Consider the following 18,761-nt stretch of genomic DNA (forward strand, 5'->3'; position numbering starts at 1 on the left):
TGTCGGTCTGAGTTCCCCCAGTGAGAGAGATTGGCCGCGCATGCTGACGTTCGCCGTGCTCGGTGAGATCCGTGCCTGGCGCGCTGGGATCGAGCTCGACCTCGGCTCCCGGCAGCAGCGCGCTCTGCTGGCCGCCCTACTGCTGCGCACCGGCCGCTCGGCCACCGTCGACGAACTGATCGACGACGTCTGGGGCGAGAACCCCACCGCCAGCGCCGTGGGCGCGCTGCGCAATCACATCCTGCATTTGCGCCGGGTCCTCGAACCAGGGCGCGTGGCGGGGGAGCCGCCGCAGGTGCTGGTCGCGCTCGGCGGCGGCTACGCGCTGCGGGTGCCGGTGGGCTGCGTCGACATCGAACAGGTCGACGACTTGATGCTCACCCCGCACTCCGACCCCCAGACCGCGGGCGACACCGTCGACGCCGCCTTGCGGTTCTGGACCGGCACCCCGCTGGCCGGACTGCCCGGCCCCTTCGCCGAGCGGCAGCGCGCCCACCTCGCCGACCGCAGGCTCGTCCTGCTGGAACAGCGCGCCGAACTCGACCTGCGCCGGGGCCGCTATGCCGAGGCCGTCGCCGACCTCACCCCGTTGTGCGCCGAGCACCCGCTGCGCGAACGGCCCCGCGCGCTGCTGATGACGGCGCTCTACCACGCCGGTCGCCAGGCCGAGGCGCTGCGCGTCTACGCCGACACCCGCCGCGAACTCGTCGACCAGCTCGGCATCGAACCAGGGCGCGAACTCGCCGATTTGCACCGGCGCATCCTGGCCGGTGAGCTGAGCACGCCGCGCGAGCCTGCCGCGCAGGTCCGGCCGCGGGCGCCGCAGCGGGTCGCGCAGTTGCCCGCCGACGTCGTCGACTTCACCGGCCGCGCCGAGGTGGTCGACCTGCTCGCCGCGCGGCTCACCGCGACGGGGACCGGGGTGCCGGTCTGCGCGATCGGCGGGATGGGCGGGATCGGCAAGAGCGCACTGGCCGTGCACGTGGCGCACCGGGTGCGCGAGCGATTCCCCGACGGGCAGCTGCACGTCGACCTGCACGGCTTCGCCGCCGATCACGCCGGCGGCGCCACCGCCGCCGACACCCTCGGCGACTTCCTGCGCGTGCTCGGTGTGCCGGAGGGTGAACTCGCCGCGGGCGCCGCCGAGCGCGCGGCCCAGTTCCGCAGCCGGCTGGCCGGGAAACGGGTGCTGGTCGTCCTCGACAACGCCCGCTCGGTCGACCAGGTCGCGCCGCTGATTCCCGGTACCCCCGGCTCGGCGGTGCTGGTCACCAGCCGTTCGGCGCTGCCCGAGCTACCGGGCACCACCGCGGTGCGCCTCGACGTGCTCACCGATACCGAGGCGCACAGCCTGCTCGCCGGGATCGCGGGCCGCGACCGGATCGCGGCCGAACCCGAGGCGGTCGCCGCGGTGCTCGGCGCCTGCGGTGGCCTGCCGCTCGCGGTCCGCATCGTCGGTGCCCGGCTGGCCGCGCGCCCGGCTTGGACGGTGCGGATCGTGGCCGAGCGGTTGCGCGACACCGCGCAGCGGCTCAGTGTCCTGCGCACCGGCGAACTCGCCGTCGAGCTGGCCTTCCGGATCAGCTACGACCAGCTCGACACCGGTCACGCGCGCGCGTTCCGGATGCTGGCGGTGCCCGAGGTCGGGGAGATCTGCACCGAGGGCGCCGCCGCGATCCTCGGGATCGAGGTCGCCGAGGCCGAGCAGGTGTGCGAGGACCTGGTCGACCTGAACCTGCTCGAGACCACCGCGCCCGGCCGCTACACCTATCACGACCTGCTGCGCCTGTTCGCCAGGGAACTGCCGGTCACCGGTGCCGCCGACCCGCCGCTGACCGCGCTGCGCAGGCTGCTCGACTTCTACCTCGCCACTGTGAAACAGGCTGTCGCCGTCTGTAATCCGGGCACCCGGCTGCCCGAGCACCTGCGCCCGACCGCCGCGCCGGGCGTCCGGTTCGCCGACGAGCACGCGGCCCAGGCGTGGCTGGCCGGACAGCGGCACAACCTGGTCTCGCTCTATCGCCAGTGCGCGCAAGCCGGTGGCCCGGTGCTGGCCCCGGCCGCCGATATCGCCTGGGCCACCGCCGAACTCATCGACGGCGGCGCGAACTGCATCGAGGTCGCACGGGCGCTGGAGGAACTGCTCGACGCCGCGTTGTGCGCGGGTGACCGCTCGGTGGAATGTCGGGTGCGGGTCGCCCTCGGCGCGCTGTTCGCCTATTCGCTCGGCGCGCTGCGGCAGGGGCGCGACCATCAGCGCATCGCGCTGTCGCTGGATCGCGGCACCATCAGCGATGCCCGGCTCACCGCGTTCGCCGCGCAGCTGCTGTCGTCCTCGACCCGGCGCGGCACCGAAACGGCCGCGCCGCTGGCCCATTCGGCGCGGGCGATCCGGCTGGCCCGCCGGGTCGGCGACCGGGCGATCGAGTGCGCGTGCCTGGTCCACGAGGTGAAGACCTACTCCGACGCGGGCGATTTCCCGGCGGCCAGGGAGCGCGCGGTCACCGCGCGGGCGCTGGCCGCCGAGCTGGGCAACCGGTCGCTCGAGGCGATGGCGACGCACGAACTCGGGGTCACCCTGGTCTATCAGGGGGAGACGGCCGAGGGGGTGCGGCTGTGCGAGGAGGCGGTCGCGCTCGGCCGGGCCGGCGGGATCGAACTGCGGCTGGGCTGGGCGCTGTCACGGCTGGCGCACGTGCTGCTGATGGCAGGCCGGGCCGCCGACGCCGAACCCGTCGTCGACGAGGCGATCCAGGTGCTCACCCGTGCGATCGGGCCGCTGACCAGGGCCAGAGTGCTGGTGCTCCAGGGGCTGATCAAACAGGCCACCGGGAAACCGGGCGAGGCGGAGGAGTCCTTCACCGCCGCGGCGGAGTCGTTCGAGACGATGCAGGATCCGCAGCTGACCCACGAACGGCTCGACGCCGAACTGGAGGCGCCGGTGATGGCGCTGCTGCACGATCATCTCGCCGCGCTGCGTGCCCGCCGGGACATCATCGCCGCGTCATAGCGGCGTCATCACGGGGCGCGAATATTCGTGAGGCACTGGCGAACACAAGTGTTCACGCGATAGATTGCCCTATGTACCCGGTTGTCGCGACAGCGAGCCGCGTCGTCGCCGGGGGGGTCGGCGGCCCGGACCGGGACAACGAGAACGGGATGTCCGAACTGCTCCGGACATCCCGTTCTTCGTGCACCGTCAGCTCAGTGGCCGGCTTCCTTCAGGCGGGTGAAGGACTCGTCGATGACCTTCTCGGCCTCGGCGCGGCCCAGCCACTCCGAACCCTGGACGAACTTGCCCGGCTCCAGGTCCTTGTAGCGCTCGAAGAAGTGCTTGATCGCCGACAGCTCGAACTCCGAGACGTCGCCAAGTTCCTGGATGTGGTCCCAGCGCGGGTCGCCCGCGGGCACGCACAGCACCTTGTCGTCGCCGCCGGCTTCGTCGGTCATGCGGTACACGCCGATCGGACGGGCTTCCACGATCACGCCGGGGAAGACCGACTCGGGCAGCAGCACCAGCGCGTCCAGCGGATCGCCGTCCTCGCCGAGGGTGTTCTCGATGAAGCCGTAGTCGGCCGGGTAGCCCATGGAGGTGTACAGGTACCGGTCGAGCTTGACCCGGCCGCTCTCGTGATCGACCTCGTACTTGTTCCGAGAGCCCTTGGGGATCTCGATGGTGACGTCGAACTCCACGCCATCTCCTTGCTCGTTCGAGTGCTTCTCTGCCGAATCGCCAGATCGTTCTGGGGAACCGTTGCGCAACGAGGATAGTGTGGTGTGCTGGTACACCGGTGCGGCAGGCGGCTCAGCGCGCAGTCGAGGCGTGTCGGGCGGCGTTGAGGGAGAGACGACGGTCGTGATCGGTCCGAGCGAGAACAATCCGGGAGCGACGGCGCAGCGCCGACGCAAGTCCACGTGGATCTGGGTATCGGCGGTGGTGGTCGCCCTGCTGGTGATCGCGGGCGGGTTCGTCGCCATCGCGCGCCCGTGGACTCCCGAGTTCCGCCACGGCGGGCTCACCGTGGCCCCGCCGCCGTCCACCGATCAGCCCGTCGCCGAGGTCACCCCGGCCAAGTCGGACGCGCCCGCGCCGACGTCCGCCGGGATCGCCGCCGCGCTCGCGCCGGTCGTCGGCAGCCCCGACCTGGGCAGCTTCGCCGGTCAGGTGACCGACCCGACCAGCGGCGCGGTGCTGTGGAGCCAGGATCCGGCCAAGGCGATGATCCCGTCCTCGACGGCGAAGGTCATGCTGGTCGCGGCCGCGCTGCTCACGCTGCCCGACGATCAGCGGGTGGCGACCAGGGTCCTCGCCGGTGCGCCGGGGGAGCTGGTGCTCGTCGGCGGCGGCGATCCGACCCTGACGACCAGGGCCGACGGCGGCTACTACACCGACGGCGCCCGGATCGCCGAGCTGGCCGCGCGGATCAAGGCGACCGGCAGGCAGGTCAGCGCGATCGTCGTCGACACCTCCGCCTATCGCGGGCCGACGATGGCCTCGGGCTGGGACCCGGTCGATATCCCCGAGGGCTCGATCACCCCGATCGAGCCGATCATGCTCGACGGCGGGCGGTTCGATCCGTCGGCCGACTACTCGCCGCGCACCTCTACTCCCGCGCTCGACGCCGGACGCGCGCTGGCCGCCGAACTCGGCGTCGACCCCGCCGCGGTGCGGGTCGGTCCGGCCGCGCAGAACGGCGCCGAGATCGCCAAGGTGGAATCGGCGCCGCTGCGAGTCCGGTTGCACGACATGATGATCCACTCCGACAATGTGCTCGCCGAGACGATCGGGCGGGAACTGGCGGTCGCGACCGGGCACGAGGCGTCCTTCGCCGGGGCCGTCGCCGCCACCACCGCGGCGCTGACCAACGCCGGATTCGACATCGCCGGACTGCATCTGGCCGACAACAGCGGGCTGTCCGTCGACGACCGGGTGCCGCCGCGGCTGCTCGACGCCATCATCGCCACCGCCGCCGAGCCCACCGGCGACGCCGCCGTGGCACCGGCCGGAACGCAGGCCAAGCCCGAGAACGACCCGCGCGCAGCGGCTCTCGCGCCGCTGCTGGACGACCTGCCGGTCGCGGGCGGTACCGGGACGCTGGCGCCGCGCTTCGTCACCCAGAACCGCCAGGGCGCGGGCTGGGTGCGGGCCAAGACCGGAACTCTGAGTGTCGCCAGCGCGTTGGTCGGATATGTGCTCGACCGCGACGGCCGGGTACTGACCTTCGCGCTGATGTCCAATGATCGGTTGCCGGAGGTCAGCAGGCCCGCCCTCGACGCGGTGGCCGGTGCCCTGCGCAACTGCGGATGCTCCTGAGAGCGGGTGGCGATGACCGAGGACAAGACCGGGCGCACGACCTCCGGATTCAGCGGTGCGGTGGACTGGCGGCTCGCCGCCCGCACCGGCGCCGTGCTCGCGCCCGCCGGACCGCGCACCTCCCGGCAGACCGCCGAACAGGTCGTCGCCGAGCTGGCCACCGCGTCGGTGCGGGCCGAAGGGCCGGTGCGTGAGGTCAGCGGACTGCTCGACGACCGGCCGGTGCCGGAGGCCAGGATCGTCGATCGGCCCGGCTGGATCGCCGCCGCCGCCGATTCGATGGCCGTGCTCACCGGCACCGAGGCCGTCTCGACCACCGGCAAGCTCGTCGGCAAGCCGGCGGGGTTGCAGGCCGGGACCATGCTGGCGTTCCTGTCGACGGCGATCCTCGGCCAGTACGACCCGTTCACCGGGGAGGACGGCACGCTGCTGCTGGTCGCGCCCAATATCCTCGGCGTGGAGCGGGCGCTCGGCGTCGACCCGGCCGACTTCCGGCTCTGGGTCTGCCTGCACGAGGTGACCCACCGGGTGCAGTTCTCCTCGGCGCCGTGGCTGGCCGACTACATGCGCGCCAATGTCGACATCCTCAGCGAGGTCGGTGAGGAGCCGATGAGCGAGATGCTGAGCAGGCTGCTCGCCGAGGTGCGCCAGCGGCGCAACGGCGACACCGCCGACGACCCCAACAGCCGTGGCGTCGTCGGCCTGCTGCGCGCCGCGCAGGCCCCGCCGCAGCGCGAGGCGCTGGACCGGCTGCTCATGCTCGGCACGCTGCTCGAAGGCCACGCCGATCACGTCATGGACGCTGTCGGACCCGCCGTCGTCCCGACCGTCGCCGATATCCGCCGCGCCTTCGACCAGCGCCGGAAGAAGCCGACCAACCCGGTGCAGCGACTGCTGCGCGCGCTGCTCGGGGTGGACGCGAAGGTCGCCCAGTACGTGCGCGGGAAGAAGTTCGTCGACGCGGTGGTCGAGCGGGTGGGCGTCACGGAGTTCAACACGGTGTGGACGAACGCGGAGACACTGCCCCGTCTGGACGAGGTGGACGATCCGGGCCGCTGGATCGCTCGCGTGCTGTAACCACCGCTCCAGGATTTCCGGTCCGCCACCGGGGTTTCGTCGGCGGCCGATGGTGCCGCCGTGAGCGGGTTCGCCCGTCCCCGGCGCGTCACCCAGGTGCTCGCGATGGTCTGTTGCGCCGGGTGGCTGGGTAGCCTGCGTGCATGGGGATCATGCCCGGGGCTGTCAGGCCGTTGCCGAATCGGCGGCTGTTCGCGGGTGGGGAGCGGACTCATCGTGGTGCCGTGGTGGTGGGGCGGCCTGGGGTCGGCCGCTCTCGCGGTGCTCGATGACGGGCCGGCGGCGGCTTCCGGAGACTGCCGCGGTGCTGGCCGTGCGGCGGGGCGTGCGGGACTGGGTCGCGGCGCGGGGTGGGCCGAGGCCGGTGGTGGTCGGGCTCTCCGGCGGCGCCGATTCGCTGGCGTTGGTCGCGGCCGCTGTCGTCGAGGCGGGAGACGTGACGGCGGTCGTGGTGGATCATCGGTTGCAGGACGGGTCGGGGGAGGTGGCCGCACGGGCGGCCGAGCAGGCGCGGGCATTGGGGTGTGTGGACGCCGAGGTGCTCGCGGTCGAGGTCGGGCGCGACGGTGGGGTCGAGGCGGCGGCGCGGGCGGCCAGGTACGCGGCCCTGGAGTCGGTGCGCGGGGAGCGGCCGGTGCTGCTCGGACACACCCTCGACGATCAGGCCGAGACCGTCCTGCTCGGGTTGGCTCGCGGGTCGGGCGGGCGTTCGCTCCAGGGCATGGCGGCCTGGAACGCACCGTGGGGGCGGCCGTTGCTGGCGGTGCGGCGGGCGCGGACGCGGCAGATGTGCGCCGATCTCGGCATCGAGCCGTGGGAAGACCCGCACAACCTCGATCCGGCCTACACCCGGGTGCGGGTGCGCACCGAAATCCTTCCGCTGCTCGAGGAGGTACTCGGCGGCGGGGTGGCGCAGGCCTTGGCGCGCACGGCCGACCAGCTGCGGGCCGACGGCGAGGTGCTCGGTGTGCTCACCGCCGACCTGCTGCGCGCGGCGATCGTGCCCGAGGGTGGCCCCGGCGACACTGATCGACCGGCACTGTCGATCGAGATCCTGGCCACTGCCGCCCCGGCGCTGCGGCGCCGCGCGATCCGGGCCTGGCTCGCCGAACAGGGCATCGGCGGCGTGCTGAACGCTCATTTACAAGCGATCGACGAACTCGTGAGCAACTGGCGCGGCCAGGGCGGGGTGGCGGTGGCCGGCGGCAGCAGGGACCACAGGTTGGTCGTGGCGCGCGCGCATGGCACGCTGACGGTACGCGCGCAGCCGCGAAACGATGCCACATAATGGATCGGCCCGGTCGGGATCGACACCACTGAAGGGAAACCCACTTCCGTGTACGGAGACGACATCGCATCGGTGCTGATCACCGAAGACGAGATCAAAGCCAAGATCGAAGAACTGGCCGAGATCGTCGCGAAGCGATACCCGCCGGATTCCCCCGAGGGCGACCTCCTGCTGGTCTGCGTGCTCAAGGGCGCGATCTTCTTCATGACCGACTTCGCCAGGGCACTGCCGATCCCCACCCAGCTCGAGTTCATGGCCGTCTCGTCCTACGGCTCGTCCACCTCGTCCTCGGGCGTCGTGCGCATCATGAAGGACCTGGACAAGGACATCGCGGGCCGCAACGTGCTGATCGTCGAGGACATCATCGACTCCGGCCTGACCCTGTCCTGGCTCAAGCGCAACCTGTCCACCCGCAACCCGGCCTCGCTGGAAGTGGTGACCCTGCTGCGCAAGCCCGACGCGCTGCGCACCCCGGTCGACGTCGCCCACGTGGGCTTCGACATCCCGAACGAGTTCGTCGTCGGTTACGGCCTCGACTACGCCGAGCGCTATCGCGACCTGCCCTTCATCGGCACGCTGGACCCGAAGGTCTACTCCTAGTCCACCGGCGCGAAGGCGCGCAGGACCGTCTCGACCAGGGCATCGGCGAAGGACGCGTCCAGCTGGCCGGAGCGCGGTAGCCAGCGCTGGGTGATCGGTCCGTAGAGCAGGTCGACGACCAGATCCAGGTCGGCGTCGGCCCGCAACTGTCCGGCGCGCTGTGCCGCGGCCAGCCGTCGGACCTTGGCCGCGTGCACCGGCTGTTCCAGTTTCTCGCGATAGAGCGCGGCCAGCGTGGGATCGTTGATGACCTCGGTGAGCACGGCGCGGATCGGCGCGTCGAACGCGGGATCGGCGAATTCGGCGACCGTCGCGCGCAGCACGGTCTTCAGGTCGGCCGCGATGTCACCGGTATCCGGCAGCTCGACGCCGCCGCCGTCGGGGTTCTCGCTCTGCGCGAGCAGGGCGTCGAAGACCACCGCGCCCTTGGACGGCCACCACCGGTAGATCGTCTGCTTGCCGACCCCGGCGCGCGCGGCGATGGCCTCGATGGTCAGCTTCGCGTAGGCGGTCTCGCCGACGAGTTCGCGGGTCGCGGTCAGGATCGCCGACCGGGACCGTTCGCTGCGGCGGGCGCTGTCCGGGGTTCGTGCCATGGGCGCGAGTCTAGCGCGAAATGAAACGAGACGTTCCGTCTTGACAATCGCTCGATCATGCTCCATCCTCGTCATCAGCAAGTGAGACGAACCGTCTCGTCGCACATGGAGGAGGACTCGCATGACCCGCGCAGACAACGAAGCCCGCACCTGGTTCATCACCGGCGCCTCGCGGGGACTCGGCCGGGCCTTCGCCGAGGCGGCCCTCGCCGCCGGTGACCGGGTCGTCGGCGTCGCCCGAGACGTCACGCCGCTCGACGATCTGGTCGCCGCCGCCGACGGGCGACTGGTCGCCTTCGCGCTCGACGTCGCCGATCGCGCGGCCGTCTTCGCCGGCGTGCGGCGGGCGTTCGACGCGTTCGGCCGGCTCGACGTGGTCGTCAACAACGCGGGCGGCGTGGTGCTCGGCATGCTCGAGGAACTCACCGAGCAGCAGGCCCGCGACCATCTGGACGTCAACTTCTTCGGCGCGCTGTGGGTGAGCCAGGCCGTGGTGCCGCTGCTGCGCGAGCAGGGGTCCGGCCACATCCTCCAGGTGTCCTCGATGGGGTCGGCGGGCGGCTTCGCGGCGACCGGCGTCTACAGCGCGGGCAAGGCGGCCCTCGACGCGATGAGCGAGGCGCTGGCCATGGAGGTGGAACGGTTCGGCATCGCCGTCACCATCGTTCAGCCCGGCGGCTACGAGACCGGTCTGTTCACCACCGGGCTCACCATGACCGACCAGCACCCGGCCTACGCCCCGGTCCGCGCCTGGCTCGAGGAGATGTGGAGCGAGTCGAAGGACGCCGACCCGGGCGCGGCCGCGGCCGTCGTCATCCGCCTGGTGGACATGGACGCGCCGCCGAAGCGGATCGTCCTGGGCGACGCGGCCTTCGACATGGTCGCCGACCTCGGCGCGGCCCGCACGGCCGAACTCGCGAAGTGGGAGGAGTTGAGCCGTCAGGCGGGCTGAGGCCGGGTGCCGACCACCCGCAGCAGCGCGCGGATATCGCCCTCGATGGCGCGGAACAGCGCGTAGCAACCGGCGAAGCCCAACGCCCCGCCCACACAGATGGCGCGGAGCAGGGTGGTGGTCGACAACAGATCCGGTATCGGCAGGAAGGTCGCGCTCGCGATCGCGAGCAGGGGAATCGACGCGGCCGTCATGAGATAGCGGTGACAGTGCCCGACCAGCCCCGTCAGCGCCGCGCCGTCGGCGCGGAAGTCCTGTCCGTGGTGCACGAACAGCGGGTAGACGCAGCGCGTGAGATAGAGCGTGATCAGGAAGAACGGGTAGGTCATCGCGATGGCCGCGCTGATCGCCGCCGCGATGAGGAAGTGCACCGCCGTGCGCACGGTCAGGCCGTTGCCCGTCAGCGCGATCGTGACGGCGAAGACGACGGCCGCCGACAGCCACAGAACGACCGCCACCGCGACGGCCTGATTGCCGAATCGCAGGCAGTCGCGCCGGGCGCGGTCGAGCGCGCCCGGCGAGCACCGCAGGCCCGCCCGTAATCGCCGGGGCACGATCAACAGCCGCCGGGCCAGGTAGATCAGCGTCACGGCGCCCATCGAGAAGAAGAGCACGTTCGTCACGCCCGCGACCGTCAGCAGGGTCGACCTGGTGCCGGGGTCGAGCCGGTCGACGATCAGCGCGGTGTTCAGCCGGGCGTTGTAGAGCGCGGCCAGCAGGTTGGGGAGCGCGATCGACAGCGCCAGGATGGGAAACAGGTACGGGCGCAGCCGGGCGCGCAGGCAGGTCGGCGGCGGGTCGACGAGGTCGCGGGCGCGCGGGTCCAGACAGAGGTCGAACTGCGCGGCGAGGACACCGCCGTCGGGCCAGCGATCCGCGCGGTCGGCGGCCAGGCAGGTCAGCAGGACCCGGCGCAGCGCGGCGGGGCAGTCGGCGGGCACCTGCGCGAGCGCGGCGGCGGTGATGCCGTCGTCGCGACGTTCCAGGGCGGCGTCCAGGGCGATCTCCGGGCGCAGCTCGTCGAGCGGGACGGTGGTGTCGTCGAAGGGTTTGGCGCCGGTGAGCAGTTCCCACAGCAGCACGCCGAGGGAGTAGATGTCGGCGCGGGTGTCGAGGTCGGCGGCGGTGCGGTCGTAGCCGGGGTGGCAGGCTTCGAGCTGTTCGGGGGACATGTAGGCCAGTGAGCCGCCGAAGTAGGACACCGGGTCGGTGTCGGTCGAGCGACTGAAGCTGATGTTGAAGTCGGCGAGTTTGGGGATGCCCTCGGCGGTGAGCAGGACGTTGGCCGGTTTCACGTCGCGGTGCAGGACGCCGTTGCCCGTCGCGTGTCGCAGGGCGGCGGCTAGCCTGCTGCCCAGCCAGGCGACCGTTTCCGGCCAGCTCAGCCCGGCGATCTCGGTGCGCACAGGCGAGTCGGTGGGGCGGATCTCGCCCTTCTCCTCCATCGCCGTGTCGACGGCGTCGAGCAGCAGGGCGCTCGTGCGCTCGGCGGGCGGGGTCGCGCGGACCCAGCGCAGCACCCCGAGCAGGGTGCCGCCGGGCAGGAACTGCATGTACAGCAGCCGCAATCGCGGTGAGCCGTCAGCGGGCGCGTCGAGCACCTGCTGGTCGAACACGCGCACGATGTAGTCGTGGTCGAGCTGGGCCAGCGTCTGTGGCTCGCTGCCGGTGTCGGCGGAGATCTTCACCGCGACCAGCCGCTGCATCGATCGCTGCCGGGCCAGGAAGACGCGGGCGAACGCGCCGGACCCGAGCTCGGTGAGCAGGTCGAAATCGCCGATCCTGGTGCCGACCGCGATCCGGTCGAGTCCGCGCCGATCGGTCGGATGCGCCGCGCCGGTGCGGTCGAGCGCGGGTCGGGTCGCCTCGACGGTGCGTGTGGAGCTCACGCCGGGGGTACGGACGCGACCGTCGGGTGGTTCATCGCGATCTCGGCGGACCCGCGCGGGGGTAGCCGGACCCGGTCACCCGCAGCAGCGCGCGGATATCGGATTCGATGATCCGGAACAGCACATAGGAGCCGACGAAACCGATCATCCCGCCCACGCAGATCGTGCGCAGCGGGGTGAGCGTGGTCAGCAGATCCGGGACCGGCAGGAATGTCGCGCTGGCGACGACCAGCAGCGGAATCGACGCCGCGACCACCAGGTACCGACGGCACCGGGCGGCCAGTGCCGTCAGCGAGCCGCCGTCGTCGCGGAAGTCCTGGCCGTGGTGCAGGAACATCGGATAGACGCAGCGCAGCAGGTACAGCGTGATCAGGAAGAACGGGTACGTCATCGCCACGGCGGCGCAGATCGCGGACACCAGCAGCAGGTGCACCGCGGTGCGGACCGGCAGGTCGCCGTCCGCGACGCCGATGGTGATCGCGTAGATCACCCCCGCCGCGACCCACAGCACGAACACCACCGCGATGGCCAGATGGCCGAGTCGCAGACAGTCCTGTCTGGCCAGTTCGAGAGCCCGGGGCGGACAGTGCCGTCCGGTGCGCAGCCGGTGCGGGATGGTCAGCAGTCGGCGCCCCAGATAGATCAGCGTGGCGCCGCCCGCCGAGAAGAAGATCAGGTTGGTGAGGTCGGCGACGTCGCGCTGAGTGGCGCGGGTGGCGGGGTCGAGCCTGCTGTGGATCAGGGTCGTGTTCAGCTGTCGCTGGTAGTAGGCGGCCAGCACGTTCGGGATCGCGATCGACAGCGCCAGGAGGGGAAACAGGAACGGCCGCAGTCGGATTCGCCAGCTGTTCGGTGGCGGGTCGACGAGGCCGCGCGCGTGCTGATCCAGGCACAGGTCGAATTGGGCGGCCAGGATCGCACCGTCGGCCCACCGCTCGGCGCGGTCGGGGGACAGGCAGGTCAGCAGGATGCGGCGCAGGGCGGCGGGGCAGTCGGCGGGGACCTGGTCGACGGCCGCCGCGGTGGCGCCTCCGGCCCGGCGCTCCAGGGCGGCGTCCAAGGCGATCTCCGGGCGTAGGTCGTCGTCGGGGACGGTGGTGTCGTCGAAGGGTTTGGCGCCGGTGAGCAGTTCCCACAGCAGCACGCCGAGGGAGTAGATGTCGGCGCGGGTGTCGAGGTCGGCGGCGGTGCGGTCGTAGCCGGGATGACACGCCTCGAGCTGTTCCGGCGACATGTAGGCCAGTGAGCCGCCGAAATACGAGACCGGACTGGTGTCGGTCGAGCGGCTGAAGCTGATGTTGAAGTCGGCGAGTTTGGGCACGCCCTCGGCGGTGAGCAGCACATTCGCCGGTTTCACGTCGCGGTGCAGGACGCCGTTGGCCGAGGCGTGCCGCAAGGCCGACGCCAACCGGCTGCCCAGCCAGGCGACCGTTTCCGGCCAGCTCAGGCCGGCGATCTCGGTGCGCACGGCCGAGTCGGTCGGGCGGATCTCGCCCTTCTCCTTCATGGCGGCGTCGACCGCGTCGAGCAGCAGGGCGCTCGTGCGCTGGGCGGGTGGCGTCGCACGGACCCAGCGCAGCACGTCGAGCAGGGTGCCGCCGGGCAGGAACTGCATGTAGAGCATGCGCAGCCGGGGCGAGCCGTCGGTGGGATCGTCGAGAATCTGCTGGTCGAACACGCGCACGATGTAGTCGTGGTCGAGCTGGGCCAGCGTCTGTGGCTCGGTGCCCGCGTCGGCGGAGATCTTCACCGCGACCAGCCGCTGCATCGATCGCTGCCGGGCCAGGAAGACGCGAGCGAACGCGCCCGTGCCGAGCTCGGTGAGCAGCTCGAAGTCACCGATCCGCGCGCCGACCTCGATCCGGTCGAGCCCACGTCGGTCGGCCGGGTACGCGGTCTCGAGCGCGGGCCGGGTCGCCTCGGTCGTGCGTGTGGAGCTCACTACGGGTGGTACGGCCGCGGGCATCCGCAGGGTTCATCCCGGCGGTCAGCTCACGACCCGCTCCAGCGCGGCCAGGTCGGCCTCGAGCTGACGGAACAGCAGGTAGGAGCCGACGAAGGCGACGATGCCGCCGACGCACAGCACCCGGACCGCCACGATCACCTGGGTGATGTCGGTGGGCGGCAGGAAGGTCACGCCCGCCACCGCCAGCAGGGGGACCGACGCGGCGACCGCCAGGTACCAGGTGCACCGACGGCTGAGCGCGCGCAGCCAGATGGCGTCGTCGGTGCTGATCTCGCCGTGCCGCAGGAAGATCGGGTAGATGCAGCGGACCAGGTAGAAGGTCACCAGGAAGAACGGGTAGGCGACCGCGATCGCACCGCAGACCAGCAGCGAGGCCAGGAAGTGGATGACCGCGTGCGCGGGCACATCGCCCGAGGCCAGGCGCAGGGCGATCGGGAAGGTGATGCCGGACAGGGCCCACAGCGAGAACGCGACGACCACCGCGCGGTCGCCCAGGCGCAGGGTGTCGTGTCTGGTGCGGCGTAGCGTCGCCGGGTCGTAGCGCTTGCCGTGGCGCATGCCCCGCGGCACCGACAGGACGAATCGGGCCAGGTAGATGAGCAGGACGGTGCCCGCGGGGAAGAACACGAGGTTCACCCCGGCGGTGATCACCACGAACGATTGCTGCGCGGTCTCACTGAGCCTGCTCACCACCAGCGTCTGGTTGTGCACGATGTTGTACCAGGACGCCAGCGCGTTCGGGATGCCGATGGCGATCACCATCACCAGCAGCGGCAACCGGCGCAGCATCATCCGCCAGCTCTTCGGCGGCGGGTCGACCAGGTCGCGGGCACGCTCGTCCAGGCACAGGTCGAACTGCTTGGCCAGCACCGCGCCATCGGGCCAGCGGCGGGAGCGGTCGGGTTCCAGGCAGGTCAGCAGGACCCGGCGCAGGGCGGCCGGGCAGTTCGCGGGCACCCGGTCCAGCGCGGCCGCGTCGACGCCGCCGGTGCGGCGTTCCAGCATGGCCTCGAGGGTGGTCTCGTCGCCGCCGCCCGCGGCCTCGGCGGTGCTGTCGTCGAAGGGCTTCGCGCCGGTCAGCAGTTCCCAGAGCACGACGCCGAGGGAGTAGATGTCGGCGCGGGTGTCGAGGTCGGCGGCGCTGCGGCCGAGCCCGGGATGGCAGGCCTCGAGCTGTTCGGGCGACATGTACGACAGCGAGCCGCCGAAATACGACACCGGGCTGGTGCCCGCGACGGTGCGGCTGAAGCTGATGTTGAAGTCGGCGAGCTTGGGCACGCCCTCGGCGGTGAGCAGGACGTTGGCGGGCTTGACATCGCGGTGCAGCACGCCGTGCGCGGCCGCGTAGTCGAGGGCTTCGGCCAGCCGCCTGCCCAGCCAGGCCACGGTCTCGGGCCAGGTCAGGTCGGCCAGTTCGGTGCGCACGCTCGAGTCGGTGGGGCGGATCTCGCCCTTCTCCTCCATCGCCGTGTCCACCGCGTCGAGCAGCAGCTTGCCGCTGCGCTCCTCGGGTGGGGTCGCGCGGACCCAGCGCAGCAGGCCGAGCAGCGTGCCGCCGGGCAGGAACTGCATGTAGAGCAGCCGCAGGCGGCGGGCCGCGGACGGCGCCGAGTCGGTGTCGAGCAGCTGCTGGTCGAACACGCGCACGATGTAGTCGTGGTCGAGCTGGGCCAGGGTCTGCGGTTCGGTGCCGCGGTCGGCGGAGATCTTCACCGCGACCAGCCGCTGCATCGAGGTCTGCCTGGCCAGGAAGACCCGCGCGAACGCGCCGGCACCGAGCCCGGTCAGCAGCTCGAAATCACCGATCCGCTGGCCGATCTCGATCCGGTCCAGCGGCTCGAACCGGCCGGGTCCCGACGCGTCGGCGGTCGCCGCGGCGGTGGCCGCAGCGGTCGCTGTCGCGGTGAGATCGAGCTCGGGCGTGGTCACCTGGGTAGTACGACGCGACGCGGGCGGTTGGTTCACCGTCGGGTCGGGATCGTCGGTGCGGTGGGTGCTCTGCTCGAGCTCATCGGTGTTGAGCAGACCACGCAGACTCGGCGCCTGATCCGGATATTCGCGCAGGCAGTCGCGGGGGTCGACGCGTTCGCCGCTGTGCCTGCGGATGACGAATTCCTCGAAGACCAGCCCGGCGGGCAGGGTCGTGCGCGCGAGTTCGGGGAACTCCGCGCAGTAGTCGGCCAGGCGCTTGCGAGCGACGGTCTCGCCGGCGTGCTGCAGCCACCGGTGCCGCAGATCGACGCGGATCAGCGCGTGCAGTGCCTGCCTGCGCAGGGTCATCGCGTCGGGCAGGAACTCGGAGATGTCGGGCGGCCGGCCGGTCGATCCCCATGCCGCGGCGAACGCCTCGACCATGTCCGCGCGCACGTTCGTTGCCGGACCGGCGCTCGTGTCGGGCCCGTCACCGCTTCCGGTGTTATCGCTCATCCAAACCGACCTAAGGTTCGCGCGGATCGGAGCGAAATTCCTTCCGCCACACCCGACACCATCGGCCCCCGAGCCGTACCCGAATGATACTTTGCGCCTCGAGAGCAGATCACCCGAATTTCGACGACCATGCGACGGGGGCGAATCCGCACATGCACGATGACCTCACAGCGGTAGCATGGGAGTCCGTCGACGACGACGGCGTGACGGACGCTGAGGTGGCGATGAACTCTTCCCGCCCCCCCGCCGACGAATACCCCATCGGCGGCCCGGCTGCGGCGCTGGCTGCCCGGGTACGCGCGGGCACGATCACGCCCACCGACGTGGTGACCGAGGCACTGACCCGTATTTCTTCGGAGAATCGCAAGATCAACGCGTTCACCGTCGTGCGCGCCGAACAGGCACTCGCGGAGGCGCGTGAGCTGACCGACCGCGACGAACTGGACGAGCTGCCGTTGGCCGGCGTGCCGGTCGCGGTGAAGCAGAACATCGAGGTCACCGGGGTGCCGACCAGGACCGGTTCCGCCGCGACCGCGGCGGAACCGGCGTCGGCCGATCATCCGGTGGTGGCCCGGCTGCGCGCCGCGGGCGCGATCGTCGTCGGGGTGACCGCGATGCCCGAACTCGGGCTGTGGGCGACGACCGACGAGGACGGGACCGTCACCCGCAATCCGCGCGATGTCGGCCGGTCCGCCGGTGGGTCCTCGGGCGGGGCGGCCGCCGCGGTCGCCGCCGGACTCGTGCCGATCGCGCACGGTAACGACGGCCTCGGTTCGATCCGGGTGCCCGCCGCGGCGTGCGGTGTCTTCGGGATCAAGCCGGGTCGACAGGTGGTGCCCGCCGAGATCGGCGTCGACTCCTGGGGCGGCATGGCCGAGAACGGGGTGCTCGCGACGACCGTGTCGGACGCGGCGCTGGCGCTGTCGGTGCTGGCGGGCCGATCGGATCTGGCCGAGCTACGCGCGCCCCAGCGACTACGCATCGGACTTGCCGTGGCTCCGCCGTCGCGACTGGTCCGGGTGGATCGACACTGGACGGCGGCAGCGCGCACGGCGGGTGCGCGCGCGGCGGCGGCCGGTCACCTGGTGGAACCGGTCGAGCTGCCCTACGGCGACGCGGCGCTGATGATGCTGCTGCGCTGGCCCAGCGTCGGCCTGGGCGATGCCGCCCGGCTTCCGCACCCCGACCTGCTGCAACGCCGTACGAAGCGGCATCTCGCGGTGGGCAGGCTGATCCGGCGGCTGCGGTTGGTGCGCCCGGACCAGGTCGACCGGACCGAGGCGAGGCTGGTCGACTTCTTCGAGAACTTCGACGTGGTGATCACCCCCACGCTCGCGGCGCCGCCGCCCAAGGCCAAACAGTGGAGTGGGCGCGGCTGGACCGCGAATGTCCTCGGCTCGGTGCGCTACGCGCCGTTCACCGGCATCTGGAATCTGGTCGGCTGGCCCGCCGCGTCGGTGCCGATGGGCACCCATCCCGAGGCGCACACCCCGCTCGCGGCGCAGCTGGCCGGTCCGCCGGGCAGCGAGGCCACCTTGCTCGGCCTCGCCGCCCAACTGGAACTGTCGAACTAGACCGCGATCGGCTGCGGCTGCGGCTGCGGTTCGGAGAACCCGCCGTCGACGGCGCGACCGGCGAATTCCAGGATGGTGGGCCTGGTGTCGTCGGCGCGCCACGCCACCGCCAGCTCGCACGGGGTGAGTCCGGCGACCGGACGCGCGGTCAGACCGGGCCAGCGGTACATCGGCACGTTGTTCTCCGCGAGCAGGCACACGCCCAGGCCCAGGCTCACGGCCTCGAGCTTGTCCTCGGGGGTGGCAGCCTCGGCGCCGATCTTGGCGGCGCGGCCGCCGCGGGCGTCGTTGCCGAGCCAGAAGTCACGGACCGCGCCCGCCTCGGTCGGCAGGGCGACGAACGGCTCGTCGAGCAGATCGGCGAACTCGATCGTCTCCTGCTCGGCGAGCGGGTGGTTCTCGGGCAGCAGCACCCAGCGCGGCTCGGTGCGCAGCACCTGCCAGCGGTAGCGGTTGGGGTCGGGCAGCGGCAGCCACACCAGGGCCAGGTCGGCCTGGCGGCCCGCCAGGCCACTGGACGGGTCGTTCCAGGAGGCGGCGTGCAGGGCCAGGCGGTGGCCGCTGGCGCTCTCCAGGTCGTTGAGCAGGCCGCGGCCGAGGGCGGACTGGATGCCAACGCGCAGTACTTCACCGGCTTCCTGCAGGGAGACGTTGGTCACCTCCCACAGCTCCAGGATCTTGCGTGCGCCTTCGAGGAGTTCCTTACCGGCGACGGTCAGGGCGACACTGCGCTGGTTGCGGTCGAACAGGACCACGTCGAGCTGGCGTTCGAGCTGGCGGATCTGGCGTGAGAGCGTCGGCTGAGCGATGTGCAGCCGCTGAGCGGCGTTGGTGAAATGCAGTTCCTCAGCGACGGCGACGAAATACCGCAGATCGCGCAAATGCGGGTCCATAGCACCTTGCTATCAGAATCGGTCGGGAAATTCCAGCCAAAACGGGCAAGGAAGTTCGCGTAGGTGGATCAAAACAGTCACCAGGTTGGTATCGCACAGCATATGGCCTGACATGGTGCGCTGCATCATTGAGACGTCATTTGTGTGCGATCGACCGGCCGTGCTCGGCCGGCGCGGGTTTGCTG

General features: G+C 71.4%; 13 protein-coding genes. 7 read left to right on the top strand and 6 right to left on the bottom strand.

The window, feature by feature from the left end:
• The first annotated feature begins 40 nt into the window (after window positions 1-40).
• Window positions 41-3,010 (top strand): BTAD domain-containing putative transcriptional regulator, encoded by a 2,970-nt coding sequence (locus ATM97_RS25505; protein ID WP_218720727.1) that lies wholly within the window; start codon window positions 41-43, stop codon window positions 3,008-3,010.
• A 194-nt stretch (window positions 3,011-3,204) separates the two neighbouring features.
• Here the strand turns inward: ATM97_RS25505 and ATM97_RS25510 are convergent, their stop codons facing one another.
• On the bottom strand, window positions 3,205-3,693 hold the full coding sequence (locus tag ATM97_RS25510) for an inorganic diphosphatase (RefSeq protein WP_218720728.1): 489 nt from the start codon (window positions 3,691-3,693) through the stop codon (window positions 3,205-3,207).
• A 163-nt stretch (window positions 3,694-3,856) separates the two neighbouring features.
• On the opposite strand from ATM97_RS25510, the gene dacB reads away from it, so the two are divergent.
• The 4 genes from dacB (at window position 3,857) to hpt (ending at window position 8,279) form a co-directional block, all read left to right on the top strand.
• The gene (gene dacB / locus ATM97_RS25515) at window positions 3,857-5,314 is read left to right on the top strand and encodes a D-alanyl-D-alanine carboxypeptidase/D-alanyl-D-alanine-endopeptidase (RefSeq protein ID WP_218720729.1); all 1,458 of its coding nucleotides are present in this window, start codon (window positions 3,857-3,859) and stop codon (window positions 5,312-5,314) included.
• A gap of 12 nt (window positions 5,315-5,326) precedes the next feature.
• A complete protein-coding gene (locus ATM97_RS25520) occupies window positions 5,327-6,391 on the top strand; it encodes a zinc-dependent metalloprotease (RefSeq protein WP_218720730.1) in 1,065 nt (354 codons plus the stop codon).
• 268 nt (window positions 6,392-6,659) lie between these two features.
• Window positions 6,660-7,679 (top strand): tRNA lysidine(34) synthetase TilS, encoded by a 1,020-nt coding sequence (gene tilS, locus ATM97_RS25525; RefSeq protein ID WP_218720731.1) that lies wholly within the window; start codon window positions 6,660-6,662, stop codon window positions 7,677-7,679.
• Between the two features lie 48 nt (window positions 7,680-7,727).
• Window positions 7,728-8,279 (top strand): hypoxanthine phosphoribosyltransferase, encoded by a 552-nt coding sequence (hpt, locus tag ATM97_RS25530; protein ID WP_218720732.1) that lies wholly within the window; start codon window positions 7,728-7,730, stop codon window positions 8,277-8,279.
• On the opposite strand, the gene ATM97_RS25535 is transcribed toward hpt, so the two are convergent.
• A complete protein-coding gene (locus ATM97_RS25535) occupies window positions 8,276-8,875 on the bottom strand; it encodes a TetR/AcrR family transcriptional regulator (RefSeq protein WP_218720733.1) in 600 nt (199 codons plus the stop codon). The genes hpt and ATM97_RS25535 overlap by 4 nt on opposite strands.
• Window positions 8,876-8,996: 121 nt before the next feature.
• Between ATM97_RS25535 and ATM97_RS25540 the strand changes: the two genes are divergently transcribed.
• Window positions 8,997-9,827 carry an SDR family NAD(P)-dependent oxidoreductase gene (locus tag ATM97_RS25540; RefSeq protein ID WP_218720734.1) on the top strand — a complete coding sequence of 277 codons (831 nt, stop codon included), beginning with the start codon at window positions 8,997-8,999 and terminating at the stop codon, window positions 9,825-9,827.
• Here the strand turns inward: ATM97_RS25540 and ATM97_RS25545 are convergent.
• Genes ATM97_RS25545 through ATM97_RS25555 form a run of 3 tightly spaced genes read right to left on the bottom strand, consistent with a single transcriptional unit; the run spans window position 9,815 to window position 16,109 of the window.
• A complete protein-coding gene (locus ATM97_RS25545; protein WP_218720735.1) occupies window positions 9,815-11,716 on the bottom strand; it encodes a serine/threonine-protein kinase in 1,902 nt (633 codons plus the stop codon). The genes ATM97_RS25540 and ATM97_RS25545 overlap by 13 nt on opposite strands.
• A gap of 31 nt (window positions 11,717-11,747) precedes the next feature.
• On the bottom strand, window positions 11,748-13,658 hold the full coding sequence (locus tag ATM97_RS25550; RefSeq protein ID WP_308248610.1) for a serine/threonine-protein kinase: 1,911 nt from the start codon (window positions 13,656-13,658) through the stop codon (window positions 11,748-11,750).
• Window positions 13,659-13,703: 45 nt separating this feature from the next.
• Entirely contained in the window at window positions 13,704-16,109 is a 2,406-nt protein-coding gene (locus tag ATM97_RS25555; protein ID WP_218720737.1) for a serine/threonine-protein kinase, read from the bottom strand.
• Window positions 16,110-16,333: 224 nt separating this feature from the next.
• On the opposite strand from ATM97_RS25555, the gene ATM97_RS25560 reads away from it, so the two are divergent.
• On the top strand, window positions 16,334-17,683 hold the full coding sequence (locus ATM97_RS25560) for an amidase (RefSeq protein ID WP_218720738.1): 1,350 nt from the start codon (window positions 16,334-16,336) through the stop codon (window positions 17,681-17,683).
• Here the strand turns inward: ATM97_RS25560 and ATM97_RS25565 are convergent.
• Window positions 17,680-18,576 (bottom strand): LysR family transcriptional regulator, encoded by an 897-nt coding sequence (locus ATM97_RS25565; RefSeq protein WP_218720739.1) that lies wholly within the window; start codon window positions 18,574-18,576, stop codon window positions 17,680-17,682. The two genes, ATM97_RS25560 and ATM97_RS25565, sit on opposite strands and share 4 nt — an antisense overlap.
• Window positions 18,577-18,761: the final 185 nt, after the last annotated feature.

Source organism: Nocardia sp. MH4 (genome assembly GCF_019266065.1).
GTDB classification, from domain to species: Bacteria; Actinomycetota; Actinomycetes; order Mycobacteriales; family Mycobacteriaceae; genus Nocardia; species Nocardia canadensis.